This window comes from Mycoplana ramosa (assembly GCF_041930185.1).
GTDB lineage: Bacteria > Pseudomonadota > Alphaproteobacteria > Rhizobiales > Rhizobiaceae > Mycoplana > Mycoplana ramosa.
In genome coordinates, this window is sequence record NZ_JBHEEW010000025.1 from 1 (window position 1) to 15,808 (window position 15,808).

General features: G+C 69.6%; 19 protein-coding genes. 5 read left to right on the forward strand and 14 right to left on the reverse strand.

What is annotated here, in order from left to right; translation table 11 throughout:
• Positions 1–40 precede the first annotated feature (40 nt).
• The 6 genes from JNC62_RS20680 to JNC62_RS20705 all read right to left on the reverse strand — a co-directional run bounded on the left by JNC62_RS20680 (position 41) and on the right by JNC62_RS20705 (position 4,919).
• Positions 41–2,458, reverse strand: a complete 2,418-nt coding sequence (locus tag JNC62_RS20680; RefSeq protein WP_093359546.1) for a phage tail tape measure C-terminal domain-containing protein — start codon at positions 2,456–2,458, stop codon at positions 41–43.
• A complete protein-coding gene (locus tag JNC62_RS20685) occupies positions 2,451–2,609 on the reverse strand; it encodes a DUF7697 family protein (RefSeq protein WP_419181863.1) in 159 nt (52 codons plus the stop codon). The genes JNC62_RS20680 and JNC62_RS20685 overlap by 8 nt, the downstream gene beginning before the upstream one ends.
• A 68-nt stretch (positions 2,610–2,677) precedes the next feature.
• Entirely contained in the window at positions 2,678–3,115 is a 438-nt protein-coding gene (locus JNC62_RS20690; RefSeq protein WP_374841336.1) for a phage-derived protein YdaY family protein, read from the reverse strand.
• Entirely contained in the window at positions 3,115–4,056 is a 942-nt protein-coding gene (locus JNC62_RS20695; RefSeq protein WP_083548834.1) for a phage tail tube protein, read from the reverse strand. Before JNC62_RS20695 ends, JNC62_RS20690 begins: the two co-directional genes overlap by 1 nt.
• Positions 4,057–4,080: 24 nt before the next feature.
• Complete coding sequence (locus JNC62_RS20700) at positions 4,081–4,497, reverse strand: acyl-CoA transferase (RefSeq protein ID WP_083548833.1); 417 nt, start codon at positions 4,495–4,497, stop codon at positions 4,081–4,083.
• The gene (locus JNC62_RS20705) at positions 4,494–4,919 is read right to left on the reverse strand and encodes a MerR family transcriptional regulator (protein WP_062563550.1); all 426 of its coding nucleotides are present in this window, start codon (positions 4,917–4,919) and stop codon (positions 4,494–4,496) included. The genes JNC62_RS20700 and JNC62_RS20705 overlap by 4 nt, the downstream gene beginning before the upstream one ends.
• 76 nt (positions 4,920–4,995) lie before the next feature.
• Here JNC62_RS20705 and JNC62_RS20710 point away from each other — a divergent pair, with 76 nt between their 5' ends.
• The 4 genes from JNC62_RS20710 to merA are packed head-to-tail and all read left to right on the forward strand — an operon-like array spanning position 4,996 to position 7,376.
• Positions 4,996–5,385 (forward strand): mercuric transporter MerT family protein, encoded by a 390-nt coding sequence (locus tag JNC62_RS20710; protein ID WP_062563549.1) that lies wholly within the window; start codon positions 4,996–4,998, stop codon positions 5,383–5,385.
• A gap of 18 nt (positions 5,386–5,403) precedes the next feature.
• Complete coding sequence (locus JNC62_RS20715; RefSeq protein WP_062563548.1) at positions 5,404–5,709, forward strand: heavy-metal-associated domain-containing protein; 306 nt, start codon at positions 5,404–5,406, stop codon at positions 5,707–5,709.
• 4 nt (positions 5,710–5,713) lie between these two features.
• Positions 5,714–5,947, forward strand: coding sequence for a mercury resistance system transport protein MerF (merF, locus tag JNC62_RS20720; RefSeq protein ID WP_123644184.1), 234 nt, complete (start codon positions 5,714–5,716; stop codon positions 5,945–5,947).
• Positions 5,948–5,951: 4 nt separating this feature from the next.
• Complete coding sequence (gene merA, locus JNC62_RS20725; protein ID WP_228189482.1) at positions 5,952–7,376, forward strand: mercury(II) reductase; 1,425 nt, start codon at positions 5,952–5,954, stop codon at positions 7,374–7,376.
• 50 nt (positions 7,377–7,426) lie between these two features.
• On the opposite strand, the gene JNC62_RS20730 is transcribed toward merA, so the two are convergent.
• The 8 genes from JNC62_RS20730 to JNC62_RS20765 all read right to left on the reverse strand — a co-directional run bounded on the left by JNC62_RS20730 (position 7,427) and on the right by JNC62_RS20765 (position 15,161).
• A complete protein-coding gene (locus tag JNC62_RS20730) occupies positions 7,427–8,056 on the reverse strand; it encodes a DUF6441 family protein (RefSeq protein WP_062563545.1) in 630 nt (209 codons plus the stop codon).
• Positions 8,053–8,364 (reverse strand): head-tail joining protein, encoded by a 312-nt coding sequence (locus JNC62_RS20735; RefSeq protein WP_062563544.1) that lies wholly within the window; start codon positions 8,362–8,364, stop codon positions 8,053–8,055. Before JNC62_RS20735 ends, JNC62_RS20730 begins: the two co-directional genes overlap by 4 nt.
• Positions 8,364–8,699: a DUF2190 family protein gene (locus tag JNC62_RS20740; protein ID WP_062563543.1), complete on the reverse strand. Its 336-nt coding sequence runs from the start codon at positions 8,697–8,699 to the stop codon at positions 8,364–8,366. The genes JNC62_RS20735 and JNC62_RS20740 overlap by 1 nt, the downstream gene beginning before the upstream one ends.
• Before the next feature lie 74 nt (positions 8,700–8,773).
• Positions 8,774–10,828, reverse strand: a complete 2,055-nt coding sequence (locus tag JNC62_RS20745; protein ID WP_062563542.1) for a prohead protease/major capsid protein fusion protein — start codon at positions 10,826–10,828, stop codon at positions 8,774–8,776.
• Between the two features lie 5 nt (positions 10,829–10,833).
• A complete protein-coding gene (locus JNC62_RS20750; RefSeq protein ID WP_123644170.1) occupies positions 10,834–12,402 on the reverse strand; it encodes a phage portal protein in 1,569 nt (522 codons plus the stop codon).
• Positions 12,402–12,623, reverse strand: a complete 222-nt coding sequence (locus tag JNC62_RS20755; protein ID WP_221288083.1) for a phage head-tail joining protein — start codon at positions 12,621–12,623, stop codon at positions 12,402–12,404. Before JNC62_RS20755 ends, JNC62_RS20750 begins: the two co-directional genes overlap by 1 nt.
• Positions 12,614–14,617, reverse strand: a complete 2,004-nt coding sequence (locus JNC62_RS20760) for a phage terminase large subunit family protein (RefSeq protein ID WP_083548831.1) — start codon at positions 14,615–14,617, stop codon at positions 12,614–12,616. Before JNC62_RS20760 ends, JNC62_RS20755 begins: the two co-directional genes overlap by 10 nt.
• Positions 14,565–15,161 carry a hypothetical protein gene (locus tag JNC62_RS20765; RefSeq protein WP_028720223.1) on the reverse strand — a complete coding sequence of 199 codons (597 nt, stop codon included), beginning with the start codon at positions 15,159–15,161 and terminating at the stop codon, positions 14,565–14,567. Before JNC62_RS20765 ends, JNC62_RS20760 begins: the two co-directional genes overlap by 53 nt.
• A 111-nt stretch (positions 15,162–15,272) precedes the next feature.
• On the opposite strand from JNC62_RS20765, the gene JNC62_RS20770 reads away from it, so the two are divergent.
• Positions 15,273–15,545, forward strand: coding sequence for a hypothetical protein (locus JNC62_RS20770; RefSeq protein WP_028720222.1), 273 nt, complete (start codon positions 15,273–15,275; stop codon positions 15,543–15,545).
• Positions 15,546–15,808: the final 263 nt, after the last annotated feature.

Consider the following 15,808-nt stretch of genomic DNA (forward strand, 5'->3'; position numbering starts at 1 on the left):
CGGCTGATGTTGTCGGGAAACCGGACCTCGTGAAACGCCATCACATGCCCCTCCGACCGAGCGACACGGCGCGGGCGATATCCGCGGCGACCTGCGTTCGCGATTGCCGGAAGCTCTCGGCGTCGCGGGCCATGATGGTCACGTTGACCCCGCCGCCCGCGCCGTAGCTCTGTGCCTCCCGCCGCGACAGCACGCGTTCCCCGCGCTGCAGGATCGCGGGCACCTCGTCGTGACGAAGCCCGGCCATGCCGCCACCATGCATCCGCGGCGCGGCGGCGAAGGCCATGGCCGGGACCATCCGCGAGGGTCCAGCCGATCCGACCATCCCGCCCGCATGCAGGACGTTGGCGAAGATGCCGCCCGCCCCGGAGAAGACGCCGGAGAGCGCATTGGCGATCGGCCCGAGGATGAACCGCCGCGCCGCCAGTTGGGCGAGATCGGCCAGCAGCGACGTCACCAGATCGCGGAAGTCGAGCTTGCCGGTCTTCACGAACTGGCCCACCGCGTTCTCGGCCGACTGGAAGGCGCCGACGAGGCTCTGGCCGATGTCGCCACCGATCTCGCGGGCCTTGCTGGCGTAGTCGGAGAGCGCGGCGGTGACCGCCCGCCAGCCGGTGACGGCCGCGTCGGTCGCGGGCTCCGCTACCGCAGCAGCAGCTCCGGCCGCCACACCTGCATCTGTTGCGGCGCGCCCGGCGTCGCCGAGGGACGTCTCCAGGCGCTCCGCCGCAGCGGTGGTCTCGGCCAGTGCGTCGGCGCCGTCCTCGTCGGTGCCGCGTACGGCATCGCGCAGCGCCTGCCAGCTTTCGAGGGGCGCACGGGCCCCCTCCGCCAGGTCGCGCGCCGCGCCGCGGTAAAGGTTGGCGGACTCGAGCGCCCTGTTCGCCGCCTCGGTCAGACCGAGATCGGGCGCGGAGAGCGGATTGTCCTCGAAGGCCCGATCGAAGGCCGCCTGAGCTGCCGTGGTTGCGGCAGTCGCCGCTCCCTCGAAGCGGTTCTCGATCTCGCCGAGGTCGAGGTCCGGAACCAGCGATATGCGCCGCTCCGACCCGAGCGCTTCGAGCCCCTGGTTGATGCCGCCGATAAAGCCGTTGATCCGCGAGACCACCCCGTTCAGCATCGCCTCGACGCCATCGACCAGGCTGTTGGCCGCCTGGAACGCGAGATCGCCGATGGCGGCGGGCAGCAGGCCCCAGATCGCCTTGATCGCCTCGTAGGCGCCTTCGAAGGTGTTCGCGGCCGTGTTGCCGAAGCCCACCACGCTCTCGATGGCGCTCTGCATGCCCGATGCGGCATCCGCCTTCAGGTCGAAGAACATCGCCGTGGCGGCCGCGCCCGCCGCCGCCGCGCCCATACTGATGCGTTCCCAGACCTCGACCGCGAGGTCCTTCAGGAGCGACATCGCTTCTCCGAAACCGCCGGCGCCGGAGACGAGCCGGGTGAACTGGTAGACGAGCTCGCCCGCGCCGACGATCAGCGCGCCGATGCCGGTGCGGATCAGCGCCCCGCGCAGGACAACGAGCGCCGTGGCGAGGCCCCGGACCGAGAGCGCCGCAGCCGCCATGCCGGCGACCCAACGTCCCGCGAGGAACGCCGCGAAGGTGGCGGCATAGGTGGTCAGGCGGCCGATGTTGTCCAAGAGACCGCGGATCGCGATGCCGAGCGGCCCGGTGCGGCTGGCCACCGCCGCCATGGCATCGGCGACGGCTTCCAGCGCAGGTGCCGCTGCGACCGCCAACTGGTTCGAGAGCCCGCGCCAGACCAACCCGAGCCGCGAGATGGCGTCGTTCGTCCGCTCGATCTGGTCGGCGTCCTGCTCGGAGACGACAACCCCGAAGGCGAGGACGTCCTCTGTCGCCTGGCGCAGCGTCGCGGTGTCGATCCGGCTCATCGCGATGGAGCCTTCCTCGCCGAAGAGCTGGCCCGCGACCGCCGCGCGCTCGGCGGCAGGCACGAAGCTCTCGATCGCCGCGTTGATCGCGCCCACGCGCTGGTCCAGCGGCAAGGCGATCAGCTCATTTGCTGAAAGCCCCAGCCGGTCGAGCGCGTCGGCAGCAGGGCCGGTCCCGGCGGCCGCCTGACTGAGACGGCGCGTCAGATCCTTGGTGGCCTGCTCGATGCCGGACATGGAGACGCCCGCCAGATCGCCCGCGCGCTCCAGCGTCTGGATCGAGGCGACGGTGGTGCCGAGCGACTGCGCCAGCTTCGCCTGCGCATCGACCGTCTGCAGGCTGGACCGGATCATCGCCACGCCAGCAGCGGCTGCGGCGGCCACGGCAGCGGCAGCCGCGACCCGCACCCGCCGCGAGAAGGCCGCGAGCCGGGCGTTCGCGGCTTCCATCTCCCGGCTCAGCCGTCCGAAGCCGCGCGACCCGGCCTCGCCCACGCCTTCGAGTTCGGCGCGCACCTGCCGTCCGCCCACGGCCGCGAGGCGGACGCTGACCCTCTTCTCAGCCATGGGAATGATCCATCTTTTCGTTGAGCTTGGCCACCATCACCGCTTCGATGACGGGCAAGAGTTCACCCGCAGCAGCGGGCGGGACGCCGAGCGCATTTCCCAGAGCGAGGGCCGCGGACAGGTCCCAGCCGACCACCGCGCCGGGCAGCACGCGCAACTGACCGCCGAGGCGGCCGACGAGATCCCAGACCTGCCAGCCCTCATGGGTAAGCGGCCGGTTCAGGCGCGTCGGGCAGTCTTCGCACGCTTGCGCGCAGGCTTCGCAGTAGCGCTCGCCCCCGCCGAAGGACCACTCGGCGAGAGCGCGGAGGCGTTTTTTTCCTGTTCCAGCAGCAGGCCTTTGGACACGTAGGTCAATTGGAAGGCCTCGAAGATCGGCCAGACGTCGAGCAGCGCGTCGATGGCCTCGGGGGTGGGATCGATCGGGTTGCCGTCGGCATCGCCGATGCCCTCCCAGCCGAGCACAGCCCGTCGCGCCAGCGCCTTGGCGAAGGCGACGGCGCGCTCCTCGTCGGAAGCCTCCTCGGGCACCGCCTCGACGGCGGGGTCGCTGCGCGTCGCGACCATCAGGGCGGTCGTCAGCGGGCGCAGTTGCACCCGGACGCCGGGGGTGAGGTCATGCCAGCGCGGCGCGTTGGTCAGGTCGAGCGTCAGCATCAATACGTCTCCACGTCATTCACGAGGGTGGCGGTGCACATCCGGCCGACGACGCTGTCGCGCGCGGCCTGCCAGTCGAATGTCGCCTGGACGCCCTGCGGCCCGGAAATCTCGATCCGTGGACGCGGCAGGTAGACGGCGTGCACGGTGAAGGAGAAGCTTTCGCCTGAAGGCAGGACGTAGGCGAATTCCATCTCGCAGGCCTCGCCGTTGATCGCCTGCGTCACCAGCGTCTGGTCGGCGAAGCGCACCTCGATCCGGCCCGTCAGCGCGGCAATGGATGGATCCGCGCCATCGATGCGGCCGTCCGAGCGGATGGTCTCGATCCGGTCGAGGTTGTTGGCGTAGGTGATCTCGGCCGAGACCACATTGCCGAGGGCGGTGCCGTTCCGGGTGATCGCCCCGTTGAAATGGCCGAAGCGCTTCAACTCCAGTGCGGCGGGCGTTCCGGCACTGGTCGTGGTGCCGACCGTCTCGCCCTGCGCCACCAGCCGCGCGGTCGCGGTGAGCAGGCCCGAGCGCTGCATCTGCCAGGTGATCTGGTCGAGCACGCAGCCCGAGTACATCGCATAGCGGGGCACCTCGGGCATGCCGGTCTCGATCGACATCGAGGGCAACGTCCAGGACCCCGACTGAAATTCGTGGCTGTACGGGGCCTCCGCGCCCGTGGTCGTGGGCGCGCCGAAGGCTGCCTTCAGCCAGAAGCCGAACGCCTCGGCGTCCAGCGGCACGACGACGTCGCCGTCGGCCGTCACGGCGTCCTTGATCGGCGCTAGCGGATCGCGGCCGTAGCCGAGAAGCTCCGAATTCAGCAGCGGCTGCTCCGCGCCGAGCGACGTGCTGGCGAAGGGCATGCGGGTGAAGCCGCTGACGGGCGGCGTTCCATAGGTCGTCTCGAACGCAAGCGCCATCAGCGCTCGCGCCCCTTGGGCTCGTGCCATGTTCGTCTCCTGTGGTCGGTTGGGTCAGGCCAGCGGGTCGGCCGTGGAATAGTGCAGCACGACCGGGATAACGGCGGCCTTCAGACTCGCCGCGCCCTCGACCGGCAGATCGACCGGGCGCGGGGCTTCGGCCTCGACCCAGTCGCAGAACCCGCCCAGCGTCCGGTCGGCGGCGAGCGCTGCGCCGATGCTGGCGGTCAGCGTGTCAAAGGCGGCGTCGCGATCGGCACCCTGAACGACCGCCTCGATCTCGGCTCGGTGCTGGTAGTGATAGCGCAGCGGCGACAGCGTGACTTCGGGCGCACCTGGTTCGCCATCGCGCAGGATCATCAGGCCCTCGACCGGCATGCGCTCGGGCAGCACGTCCCCGCGCAGAGCGGTGGCGGGCAGCGCCGAGAGCCGCGCGTGCAGCGCGACGAGGATGGTTTCGCGAGGTGTCATGGGTCGGCCGAGTTGGAAATCGCGTCGAGCACCGGACAATCGGGGACTTCGGCGCCCGAACACCTGGATGCAGTTGTAGCGAGGACGGATTCGATACGCCGAAGATCCGCGATCCTCGCGCGGACATCGGCAAGGTGCCGCTCCGTCCGTTCCTTGACCTCGGCGCAGGTCGGCGCGGCGCCGTCGCCGAGCCCCATCAGCCCGCGGATGTCCTCCATCGAGAACCCGAGTTCGCGGGCGCGCAGGATGAAGCGGAGGCGTGTGGCGTGTGCGGCGGAATAGACCCGGTAGCCGGCGTCCGTGCGGGGCGGGTCGGGCAGCAGGCCGGTCTTCTCGTAATAGCGGATCGTCTCGATGTTGCAGCCGGTCGCCCGGGCCAGGTCGCCGCGTGTGAAGCCGCTCTCGCGCTCGTGATCGGTCATGGGCAAGTTTCCTCTTGAGCCTGTAGTTGCTACAGACCCTACACCCATCGTCAATCACAGACGAGAGGTGCGCGACATGGCGCTGACAGACGACAGAACGGACAGCACGGGCGCGGATCGCCCCGCCCGAAAGGGCTGGCTCGCGGCGGGCGGTGTGGTGGGCGCCTTTCTCGCCTCGGCCTGCTGCATCGGGCCGCTGGTGCTTCTGACTCTCGGCATCTCGGGCGCCTGGATCGGCAACCTGACGGCTCTGGAGCCTTACAAGCCGATCTTCGCCGTGATCGCGCTCGGCTTCATCGCGGCGGGTTTCTGGCAGGTCTATTTCCGCAAGCCAACCGTCTGCGAACCCGGTTCCTACTGCGCAAGGCCAGCATCGGCGCGCATCACCAAGTCGGCTCTCTGGGCCTCCCTGATCCTCGTTCTCGCAGCCCTCACCATCGACTGGTGGGCCCCGCTTCTCTACTGACCCCGAAAGGACATCCACATGAAGAAGATCCTTGCACTCGCCTTGTTCGGCCTGACCGCCGTTGTGCCGATCACCGCCATCCCTGTTGCCGCGCAGACCGTCGCCGCCGAGCAGACCGTCACCTTCGCGGTGGACAACATGACCTGCGCGCTCTGCCCAGTCACCGTGAAGCGTGCGATGGAGGGCGTCGCGGGCGTGCGCGCCGTCGAGATCGACTTCGATGCCCGCACCGCCACGGTGATCTTCGACACCGCCGCGACGAGCGCCGACGCCATCGCGACCGCGTCGGCCAATGCAGGCTACCCGGCGCGTGTCGCGGGCTGACGAGATGACCGAGCAGTCCGACCGCAAGCTGATCGCGACAGGGATCGTCGGCACCGTCATCGCGGCGCTCTGCTGCTTCACTCCGGTGCTGGTGGTGCTTCTGGGTGCCGTGGGCCTGTCGGCCTGGCTGGGTTGGCTCGACTACGTTCTGCTGCCCGCGCTCGCCTTTTTCGTCGCGCTGACCGTGTACGCGGTCTGGAGACGGCAGCGGCGCCAGACCACTCGAACGGATGGATGACTTGATGAAAGACGATTGCTGCGCGCCCAAGGGCGATTTCGACCTTGCCGTGATCGGCGCCGGATCGGCCGGGTTCTCGGCCGCGATCACCGCCGCCGAGGGAGGCAAGCGCGTCGCGCTGATCGGCCATGGCACCATCGGCGGGACCTGCGTGAACGTGGGCTGTGTGCCCTCCAAGACGATGATCCGGGCCGCGGAAGCCCTGCACGGTGCGCAGACAGCACATCGGTTCCCGGGCCTGAACAGCGAGGCGCAGGTCGCCGACTGGTCGGCGCTGATTGCGGCCAAGGACGATCTTGTCGCGACACTGCGCCAGAAGAAGTACGCCGATCTGCTGCCGGGCTACGGCGGTGTGACCTATCTCGACGAGGGTCCGGCGCGTCTCGTCCTCGGCGGGGTCGAGGTCGGCGGGCGCAGGATCACGGCTCCCAAGGTGATCGTCGCGACCGGTGGCCGACCCGCCGTGCCCGACATCCCTGGGATCCAGGACGCACCAACGCTCGACAGCACGTCGCTGCTGGAGCTGGACCGGTTGCCCGAAAGCCTGATCTTCCTCGGCGGCGGCTACATCGGCGTGGAGCTGGCGCAGATGATGGCGCGGATGGGCACCCGCGTCACCATTGTCTGCCGCTCGCGCCTGCTGCCGCGCACAGAGCCGGAGGTGTCCCGGGCGCTGACGGAGACGCTGCGCGCCGAGGGCGTCGCGGTTGTCGATGGCGCGACCTACGACGCCGCACGGCGCGACGGGGCCCGTGCGGTCCTGACGGTGACGGTGGACGGCGCAGACCGCGATCTGACGGCCGACCGCCTCGTCCTGACGACGGGACGCGCAGCCAACACCGAGGGGCTGGGCCTCGCGGAGATGGGCGTCGAGACCGACGCGCGTGGCGCGATCCGGGTGGGCGACGACATGCAGACCACGAAGGCCGGCATCTTCGCGGCGGGCGATGTGACCGACCGCGACCAGTTCGTCTACATGGCCGCCTATGGCGCCAAGCTCGCGTCCCGCAACGCCGTTCTGGGCGGGGCGGAGCGCTACGACAACGCCGCGATGCCGTGGGTGGTGTTCACCGATCCGCAGGTCGCCGGCGTCGGGCTGACCGAGGCGCAGGCGCGCGCCGCGGGTCATGACGTCAAGACCAGTGTGCTGACGCTCGACAACGTGCCCCGCGCGCTCGCCGCCCGCGACACGCGCGGCCTGATCAAGCTCGTCGCGGACCGGGCGACCGACCGCCTCCTGGGCGGCGTGATCATGGCGCCGGAGGGAGCCGACAGTGTCCAGACGCTCGCCATGGCGCTCAAGTTCGGCATGACGACAAAGGCGCTCGGCGAGACGATCTTCCCCTATCTGACCACGGTAGAGGGGCTGAAGCTCGCCGCGCAGACCTTCGACAAGGATGTCGCGAAGCTGTCGTGCTGCGCGGGGTAACCCGAGCCGTCGGTTTCGTGGCTGCCGAGCAAGATTGCGCATCGATGCGATCACAACCTACCCCCCACCCAGTTCGCCACGATCAGCCCCGGCACGCTGTCCAACGCCCGGTCTGCATCCCGCGCCAGATCCAGCCGCTTCGGCAGCTTGACCTGCGGCACCAGCAGGAAGATCGGCGCAGTGACCTTTCCGCGCCCGGTCTTCGACCGCGACACCACCGCCTGGCCTTTCGTGTTCAGCCGCCCCTCGGCGACCAGCAGGCTGGGGCCCGTCCGGCGATAGACGAAACGCAGGCGGAGGCCGCGTCGCCGCTCCCATTCACCGGGGGTGATCCGGCCGCCGCGCAGGGATTTGCCCGCCGCGGGCAGCGGGATCGCCAGCCAGAACCCGTTCTTCGATCGGATCAGCGGCCCGGTGTCATGCGCACCGACGATTACCGGCGCCTTCGACCAGACCAGCGCCGCAGCCTCAAGGCTCTCGCCCGACCTCGGGAAGTTCTGGCTCCGGATCGAGTTGGCGAGCCGTGTACCAAGCCCCGCGCCGGTGATCTGCAACCGCCACGCCGTCTTCAGCCCAGTCCCGGCCTCGCGAATGGCGGCGGTGACGGCCCGTTCACCCGCCGCGACCTCGGCCGCCATCATCGCGACGATGTCGGGATCGATGTCGAGCTTCAGTTTCACGCGGGCCTCAGGTCGACGGTCCAGACCAGCCGCTCGCGGTCGCGGACCGGCTCGCCCTGTATGAGGAAGGCGTCGCCGTCGATCTCGATGCGGTCGCCGGGACGCGGGTTCGCCACCTCGGCCACGCGCAGGTCGATCCGGGTGGTTTCGGACCAGAGCCGCGCGTCGCCGAAGTCGGTGACCGCGTCGGCGCGACGGGCGACGGCACGCACCAGCACGGGTGTACCGCCGTCGGCGATGTAGACCGCGTCCCGGCCGATGTTCGGATCGGCGAAGAGCGCGCCGATGGCGGCGGCGAAGGCCGACATCAGAACGTCGCGTTCAGGCGCACCCGGCCGATGGTGTCGCCGGCGCCGCTCGCCACCGCCTCGACGGCCGCGCCGATGAGGGTGTTGTCGGTCGCGACGGTCGTGGTGCGCTTGTTGGTGTCGTCCCAATAGACCTTGGCGCCAACCGTCCACGCCTGGGAGCCGACCTTGGTGATGTCGAACACGCCGACGAGCGCGGTCTCGACGGGCTCGCCAATGGCGGCGGCACCCGCGGCGATGCCGAAGATGGAGCCGACGAGCAGGCCATCGCCGGAGGCGACGGCATAGGGCGCGGTCAGGGTGATGGTGTTGCCGGGCTGGACGTAGGTTTTCATGATGGGGATCCTCGTGGAAAGACGAAGGGCGGCCCGTCAGGACCGCCCGTGTGTCAGGGTTCAGGAAGCGCGCCTTACGCGCCCGGGTTCTTGTAGAGGCCGCGCCAGTCGATGGCCTTGGCTCCGAAGTCGAGGCGGCACTTGATCTCGACCCCGTCGACGTCGAAGCCGTTGCGCGTCTCGATATAGGCGCCCTGCTGGCCCTCGAGATAGGCGTACTCGATGGTGTCGATCTGGTTCGGGCTGGCCGCCAGATACCAGGCGGTCTCGCTGGCGGCGTCGAGCCGGGGCTCGCTGATCGGCGCCAGCGTCCTGATCGACTGCGGCACCACGCTGGACGTCGCGGCGGGCACGAGGTTCTGGGCCACCAGCTGTTCGGCTTTCAGTTCCAGTGAGGCCGGCACGATCAGGAAGGCAGGCCGGACGTTCAGCACCGTCTTCTTGTCGAGGCCGGTCTGCTTGGCCATCGCCGCGCGCGCCGCTCCGACGCTGCTGACATCGAGCGCCGCGCCGGTGCCTGCCAGGTTCTTGTGGGTGGTGTGGAAGAGCGCATTGCCGTCGGCCATCGCCGGGTTGGCGGTGATGATGCCCCAGACCACGTCCGACTCCAGCTGGGCGATGGAGTTGCCGTACATCGCCGGGATGCGGGTGAAGGCGTCGAGATCGTCGTTGATCAGCGTCTGACGGGTGATGGCGACCACCCGGCCATAGGTCTTGACCTTGTAGCTCTCCTTGCTCTCGCCCAGCGTGCCGCGCTTGAACTCGCCGCTTTCGCCGACCTCGAGCAGCTGCGGGGCTTCGCCGAGCTGGACGCGATGCATCGCCTTGAAGTCGGTCGCCAGCACCTGGCGACAGAACAGCATGAAGGTGCGGGGATAGGCCTCGTAGGCCTGCCGCAGCGTCTTGTTGGTGACGGCCGACAGGATCTCGGGGAAGTCCGAGGTCGAGTGCAGCGCGCGCGTCGCCACCTCGTCACGCGACAGGCCGCGCGTGTTGACCCCGGCATTGCCGAGGCTTTCGCGGGCGAGCTCCAGCAGCGTCATGCCGCGATACTGGCGCGCGGCGTCCTCGAGCTGGAACAGCGTTGGGCTGTAGCGGTGCAGCAGTGCGTTCGCCACCGCGTCACGGCGGGTGATGCACTCGTCTCGGCCGCCGAGCGGGACGGAGACATGGGGGAAGTTCCGGGTCTCGTCGGATTTCGCGGCGACCTGGTCGAGGATCAGTCGGCGGGACTCGTCGATGCTGACGCCGCGCTTGACCAGATCCTCGGCGAAGCCGCGCTCGAGGTTCAGCCGCCCGGCCAGATCGTAAATGGTGGAGACGCGGTCGCGCTCGGCCTCGCGGGCGCGGGTGGCGACCACTTCGGTATCGGGCGCGGGAGTTACCTGCGTCTTCTGGCTGCGCGTCTCGCTGGCCGCGACCTTCGGGTCGGGCGCAGCCGGTTTCGGCTCGGTCATGGGGGTGTCCTCGGTTTCGACCGGCGCGGTCGGCTGGGTGTTGGCGGGGGTTGCGGCGTCGCTCGCCGGGGTCTGGGTCGTGTCCGTCATCGGGATCGGTCCTTTCGTGGTGGAAGGGGCGTCCCGGCGGTGGAGGACGCAGTCGTGAAGGGGGTGCTGGGCGCGGAAGCCCGCTGCTGGGTCGGCTCCGACCGCGACGGCGGAGACCTCGAAGGGCGTCCAGTCCACCGCGCGCCAGAGCTCGCGGGCGCCATCAGGCTTCGAGATATCAAACCGGTGGACCTGGTAGCCGATGGAGACGGCGCGGATGTGCCCCGCCTGGATGTCGCGCCAGATCGGCTCGACATCGGCACGCTCGCTGATCCGGACCAAGGCGATGCCGCGACCGTTCTCGATCCGGGCCGAGCCCGGCACGACCGAGCCGATCACCGCGTCGAGCGTGTCGAGCTCGTGCACCTTCAGGAACGGCGCGCCCGCGTTCAGCCGGTCGAGCCGGACATGGGCCGGGTCGAGGCTGAGTTCCTCGTCATAAGGCTCGCCGAAGAAGGTGGCACGGCGGACGCGAGCCCCGGCCGACCAGACCACCTCGACGGTGCGGTTGTCGGCATCGGCCGTGTTCGGCGCAAGCTCCGCCGACCGGCGCATGGCCGGCAGTTCGATCATCGTGTCCATGAAGGTCAGTCCTGTTGGTCGGCCTGCGCCGGGTCTGTATCCGCGTCGGCGGTCGGGTCGTCGGCGTCTGGTTCGTCGGCGGCCGGATCGTTCGCCGGATCGCTGGCCCCGTCTTTGGATTGTGCGCTGCCGGTCTTGGTGACGCGGCGAGGGTCGCTGTCGAGGACCAACCCCAGCGCGTCGAGCTTGGCGTTGGTCGCCGCGATCTCGGCCAGCACGGCGTCGGGGTTGCGGCCCTGCCGGGCGATCACCTCGGCCAGCGTCATGGTGCCCGAGCGGATGGACAGCAGGTTCGCCATCGCGTCCTTCTGCGGATCGACCGCCTCGAACTTCGGCGGCGACCATTCCACAGGCACGATCGGCGACGGGATCTGCCCCGCCGCCCATGCGGCTTCCGTGAACCACCGCCACACCGGGGCGCAGAACATCGGGATGAACAGCTGCCATTGGACGGCGTCGATCTGGCGGCGGAACTCCACGAGACCCGCCCGGATCGAGGAGTAGTTCACTTGGGACAGGTCCCCCGTCAGCAGCTCGTAGGGCACGCGGAAGCCTGCCGAGATCGTGTGCAGGCTCGCGCGCTTGTATTCGCCGTAGCCGCCCGTCGCCGAGGGCTGGTTGAAGCGGATGTCCTTGCCGCCGCGGGCATAGGCGATCAGCCCCGGCTCGAACTGTTCCACCCGGTTGCCGTCGGCATCGACCACGGAGGGCGCGATGCCCTGTTGCGCCTCGTCGTCGCCGAAGACGATGGCGGTGACGCAGGCCTCGGTCTTCTTGCGAACCAGTTCGGCCACTTCATAGTCGTCGAGATCACGCAACGACCGGATCACCGGCGCGCCCCAGGGGACGCCGCGCGCTTGCGTGCGCTGCTTCTCGTAGACATGGGCGATCTCGGTCGCGGGGACCGGGCGGCTCTGCAACCCGTTCTGCAAGGCCCCGTAGGCGTCGCCCGGATGCTCGGCATGCAGCCAGTAAGCCCGGCGCTTCCCGACCGGGTCGAACTCGATCCCCTGCACGAGGCGCCCTGCGCCGAGGGCTCCGGACTTGGTGGCGTCGAGGAAGTCGGCTTCCAGCACCTGCAATTGCAGCGGCACCGGCAGGCCGTCGCTCGCGCGCCGCAGGCGGCGGCGCACCAGAACCTCGCCCGCCTCGACCATCTCCCGGCAGATCAGCGTCTGCAGGCCATAGAAGTCAAGCTGGCCATCGGCGTCGCAGTCCGCCGTCCAGCGTTCGAAGAGCGCATCGACCTTCCGGTCCAGCTTGTCGTCGCCGCTAGCGGCGCGGGGCATGATGCCCGCGCCGATGATGTTGTTGACCAGCACCGCCACGGCCTTGGCCGCATGCGGGTTGTTGCGCACCAGATCGCGCATGCGGTCGCGCAGCAGCGCCCCGGCGACGCCGATTTCGGTGTCGGCCGAGGATCCCGGCGCGCGCCAGCCGTCCGTCCGTCGCCCGCGCGCCGCGCCGTCATAGCCACGCGTCAGCGTCTCGAATGCCTGACGCGCCATCACGCGCCGAGCCGCCATGCGCGGCGCCACCGTGGCGATGGCGTGGTCGAACCAGGTCGCCGACATCAGCGATCCCCGCGCGAGAAGCCAGCGAGCCCCGCCACGGGCAGCGGGCGGCTGAAGCCCGCGATGGCGCGCTCGATGGTCCGGATGCGGGCGAGCAGATCCTCGGCCGAGCCGTAATCCACCGACTTGCCGTCATAGCTGACGCGCGTCGTGCCGCTGGCATAGGCCCGGCGCAGCGCCGAAAGCTCGGTTTCCGTCCAGTCGATCATGTTCAGAACCATCCCTCCCGCCGCCCGAGCCAGTCGGAGCGGCGCTTGCCCTGCGGGGCCTGTCCCGGCCGGTTGATCTGCCCGGCGGGATCGGTGTCGGTGGGGGCGGCCCCGAGCTGATCCTCGAGGTCGCGCCATTTCTCGTCGGGCCAGCGGTCCGCGCCCGCGATCCAGGCGGCTGCGCGGGCGTAGACCCGGCAATCCAGCGCCTCGTTGCGCTCGCGCAGCTTCTGCCATTCCAGCCGGGCGAAGCCGCGCTTGGTGCGCACCGTCACCAGCTGCTCGGCCACGAACTGCTTCAGCCATTCGTTCTCGACCCAGTGCGGCAGGTGCACCGAGCCGGGCGGGAACGCCGCCCCGTCGGCCATCTCCTCCTCGGTCGGGCGTGCCAGCCGCAGGAAGCGGTAGGTTTCGGCCTTGAAGGTCGAGACCGCCACGGTCCAGAGCCGCGCCCCGCGCCGCAGGCGTTTGCCGCCCTCGGTCGCGTCGACAAAGGTCGGCCCCGACACCGGGCTCGAGCGGTTGAACCCCTCGACGCCCTTGACCGGCGACACCTGCGCGAAGCCTTGCGCCCGCGACCAGGAATAGACCGCCGGGGCCTCGTAGCCGGTGTCGATGGCGAGCCGCGCGATCCTGAGATGCGCGCGGCGTTCATGCGGCCAGGACCTGTCCAGCAGCGCGGTCAGCTCCGACCAGGCGTCGTGCCGGTCGGGCCCGCCCTCGATGACGACGTGATCGACGAGCCAGCTTTCCAAGCCGCGACCCCAGGCCCAGACATCGACCTCGATCCGGTCCTTCTGCACGTCGGCTCCGGCTGTCAGGAACAACCCGCCTGCTGGCACCGTGCCGGATTTCCAGCGTTCGCGCCGGTCGTAGAGCCGCTGCCAGTCGGGCGCTTCCCCGGTCTCGACCCATGTCTCGCCGAGGATCGTGTTGCGGAACGCCTTGATCGCCTCGTCCGACCCTTGGGCTGCTTCCCATGACCGCACGATCCGCTCCCAGCTCAGCCAGCCGATCGGCGAATAGAGCGCCGAAAGGTGATACCCGACCGTGGTCGGATCGGCGGCCGTGGCGGTCGCCCGCCATTCGCCGCCCTCCAGCATCGCCGTCTTGTGGTGTTCCGCGATTGCCGCGTCGCAGCCCTCGCAGTGATACTCGGCCGTCTCCGGGCGGCCCTTTTGCCAGCGCAGCCGGTCGAACTTCAGCCATTGTGCGTGGCCGCATTGTGGGCACGGCACGAAGAACCGACGCTGGTCGCTGGCCTCGTACTCGCGCTCGATGCGCGACAGCCCCCGGATCGTGGGCGTCGAGACCAGCAGCACCTTGCGCCGGTGGGCGAAGGTCAGGGAGCGCGCCTCGGCGAGCGTGACCGGATCGCCTTCCTCGTCGGCCGAGGCGGGATAGGCGTCGACCTCGTCGAGGAAGATGTAGCGCGCCGGGGTGGACCGAAGCCCGACCGCCGAGTTCGCGCCCGTCATGATCAGGATGCCGCCCGCGAACTCCTTCGAGAGCATCGTGTTGCCCGCATCGCGGGATCGCGCGGGCTTCACCCGCTCCCGCAGCTCTGGGCTTTCATCGATCAGCGGGTCGATGCGCTGGCGCGAGTTGCGCTTGGCCAGTTCCACGGTCGGCTGGACCGCCAGCATCGGACCCGGCGCCTGGTGGATCGCGAACCCGATCCAGTTGTTGCCCGCCTCGGTCGCGCCGACCTGCGCCGCCTTCATGAACACGATCCGCTGCGTGGGATCCCCCGGCGACAGCCGGTCCATGATCTCGCGCATGTAGGGCGTGCGCACGGTGCGATACCGCCCCGGTTCGGCTGAAGCCCGCCCCGAGAGCATCCGGTGCCGGTCCGCCCATTCCGAAACGGTCAGGTCCGGGTCGGGCCGCAACCCGTTGCCCCAGGCGCGGAGGATCTCGCCCGCGCCGTCGAAGTCGATCAGGCCATCATCGTCACCGGAAGTCGGGCCGGACCTCGGCGAGTTCGTCGAGGTGGGCGCGTACATGTTTCTCCAGGACCTTCTGCATCGCGGCTGGCTCCACGGTGATCTGCTGGCCGGTCACGTCGGCGCACGAGGCTGACAGTTCGGCCGCCATCAGCGCCGCCGCGCGTGCAGGCCAGTTCACCCACGCGTCCCGTTCCTCCCGCGCCAGCCGGAACACCAGCGCCAGCGCGCGGGCCCGCTCGATCAACTCCCCCTTCAGCTTCTGGAGCCGGATGCGCCGCTCCTGCGCTTTCAGCACCTCGTTCGCGGTCTTCGCCTGCAGGAAGGTCGTGCCGCCGCCGACGGCCGGGACTGCCAGCCCCTGTTCACGCAGCGTGTCGCCAACAGCGGCCACGGCCGCCTCGGGGACGGGCTTCAGCTTCGGCGTGGGCGGCTTGCGGGTCTTGGACGGGTCGGTCGTCTCGGCACGTCTGGCGTCGCTGGCGGCCGCGTTGATGCTGCCGTCGGGATAGAGGACCAGCCGCTCGGCGGCCTTGGCCTTCTGGATCGCGCCCCGCGACAGCCCGACATGCGCGGCGTACTGGCGCTCGCTCATGCCCTGCATCGACGGCTCCGATTATCTATCGAAATCATGTTCTTATCGAGTTGATAAGCAGCGCGACCGGAGCGAACGTCCGTTCAGAAGGACGATGCAACTCACCAAGGAGCCATCACGATGACCACGCGCCTGAACCCGATCACCACCCCGCGCCACGAACTCCGCGCCGAGAAGGCGCGCCGGAATAAGGAAGCCGCGCTCGCGGCCTTCATCGGCAAGAAGGCCGAGATCGACGAGATGCTCGCCCGGCTGCAGACGCTGAGCGACGACCACTTCAACGCCCACCCCGACGAGATCAACTGGGGCCATGTCGGCACCCTCGAACACTACGCCAGCCTCCTGAAGCGCATCACCGACAGCGCCTTCGGCGAGGGCGAGCACGCCCGCTGATCTCCGGCACTGCCGGAACTCCCGCCGCGCGCCCTGCGCGGCTCGGGGTCGTAGGAGGCGCCGCATGACGCGGGCCCGAATACGGAGACGATCCCATGACCAAGCTTTCTGACACCCAAGCCATCATCCTCAGCGCCGCCGCACAGCGCGAGGACCGCATCGCACTGCCGCTGCCCGAGAGCCTGCGCGGCGGCGCCGCTGCCAAGGTGGTCGGCGCGATGCTCGCGAAGAACTTCCTGCAGGAGGTCGACGCCGACACGCGC

What these genes read in the sequence shown, in the direction of transcription:
- JNC62_RS20680 (WP_093359546.1), bottom strand. Translation starts at nt 2,458, where the DNA reads ATGGCTGAGAAGAGGGTCAGCGTCCGCCTCGCGGCCGTGGGCGGACGG.
- JNC62_RS20690 (WP_374841336.1), bottom strand. Translation starts at nt 3,115, where the DNA reads ATGCTGACGCTCGACCTGACCAACGCGCCGCGCTGGCATGACCTCACC.
- JNC62_RS20695 (WP_083548834.1), bottom strand. Translation starts at nt 4,056, where the DNA reads ATGGCACGAGCCCAAGGGGCGCGAGCGCTGATGGCGCTTGCGTTCGAG.
- JNC62_RS20700 (WP_083548833.1), bottom strand. Translation starts at nt 4,497, where the DNA reads ATGACACCTCGCGAAACCATCCTCGTCGCGCTGCACGCGCGGCTCTCG.
- JNC62_RS20705 (WP_062563550.1), bottom strand. Translation starts at nt 4,919, where the DNA reads ATGACCGATCACGAGCGCGAGAGCGGCTTCACACGCGGCGACCTGGCC.
- JNC62_RS20710 (WP_062563549.1), top strand. Translation starts at nt 4,996, where the DNA reads ATGGCGCTGACAGACGACAGAACGGACAGCACGGGCGCGGATCGCCCC.
- JNC62_RS20715 (WP_062563548.1), top strand. Translation starts at nt 5,404, where the DNA reads ATGAAGAAGATCCTTGCACTCGCCTTGTTCGGCCTGACCGCCGTTGTG.
- merF (WP_123644184.1), top strand. Translation starts at nt 5,714, where the DNA reads ATGACCGAGCAGTCCGACCGCAAGCTGATCGCGACAGGGATCGTCGGC.
- merA (WP_228189482.1), top strand. Translation starts at nt 5,952, where the DNA reads ATGAAAGACGATTGCTGCGCGCCCAAGGGCGATTTCGACCTTGCCGTG.
- JNC62_RS20735 (WP_062563544.1), bottom strand. Translation starts at nt 8,364, where the DNA reads ATGTCGGCCTTCGCCGCCGCCATCGGCGCGCTCTTCGCCGATCCGAAC.
- JNC62_RS20740 (WP_062563543.1), bottom strand. Translation starts at nt 8,699, where the DNA reads ATGAAAACCTACGTCCAGCCCGGCAACACCATCACCCTGACCGCGCCC.
- JNC62_RS20745 (WP_062563542.1), bottom strand. Translation starts at nt 10,828, where the DNA reads ATGGACACGATGATCGAACTGCCGGCCATGCGCCGGTCGGCGGAGCTT.
- JNC62_RS20750 (WP_123644170.1), bottom strand. Translation starts at nt 12,402, where the DNA reads ATGTCGGCGACCTGGTTCGACCACGCCATCGCCACGGTGGCGCCGCGC.
- JNC62_RS20755 (WP_221288083.1), bottom strand. Translation starts at nt 12,623, where the DNA reads ATGGTTCTGAACATGATCGACTGGACGGAAACCGAGCTTTCGGCGCTG.
- JNC62_RS20760 (WP_083548831.1), bottom strand. Translation starts at nt 14,617, where the DNA reads ATGTACGCGCCCACCTCGACGAACTCGCCGAGGTCCGGCCCGACTTCC.
- JNC62_RS20765 (WP_028720223.1), bottom strand. Translation starts at nt 15,161, where the DNA reads ATGCAGGGCATGAGCGAGCGCCAGTACGCCGCGCATGTCGGGCTGTCG.
- JNC62_RS20770 (WP_028720222.1), top strand. Translation starts at nt 15,273, where the DNA reads ATGACCACGCGCCTGAACCCGATCACCACCCCGCGCCACGAACTCCGC.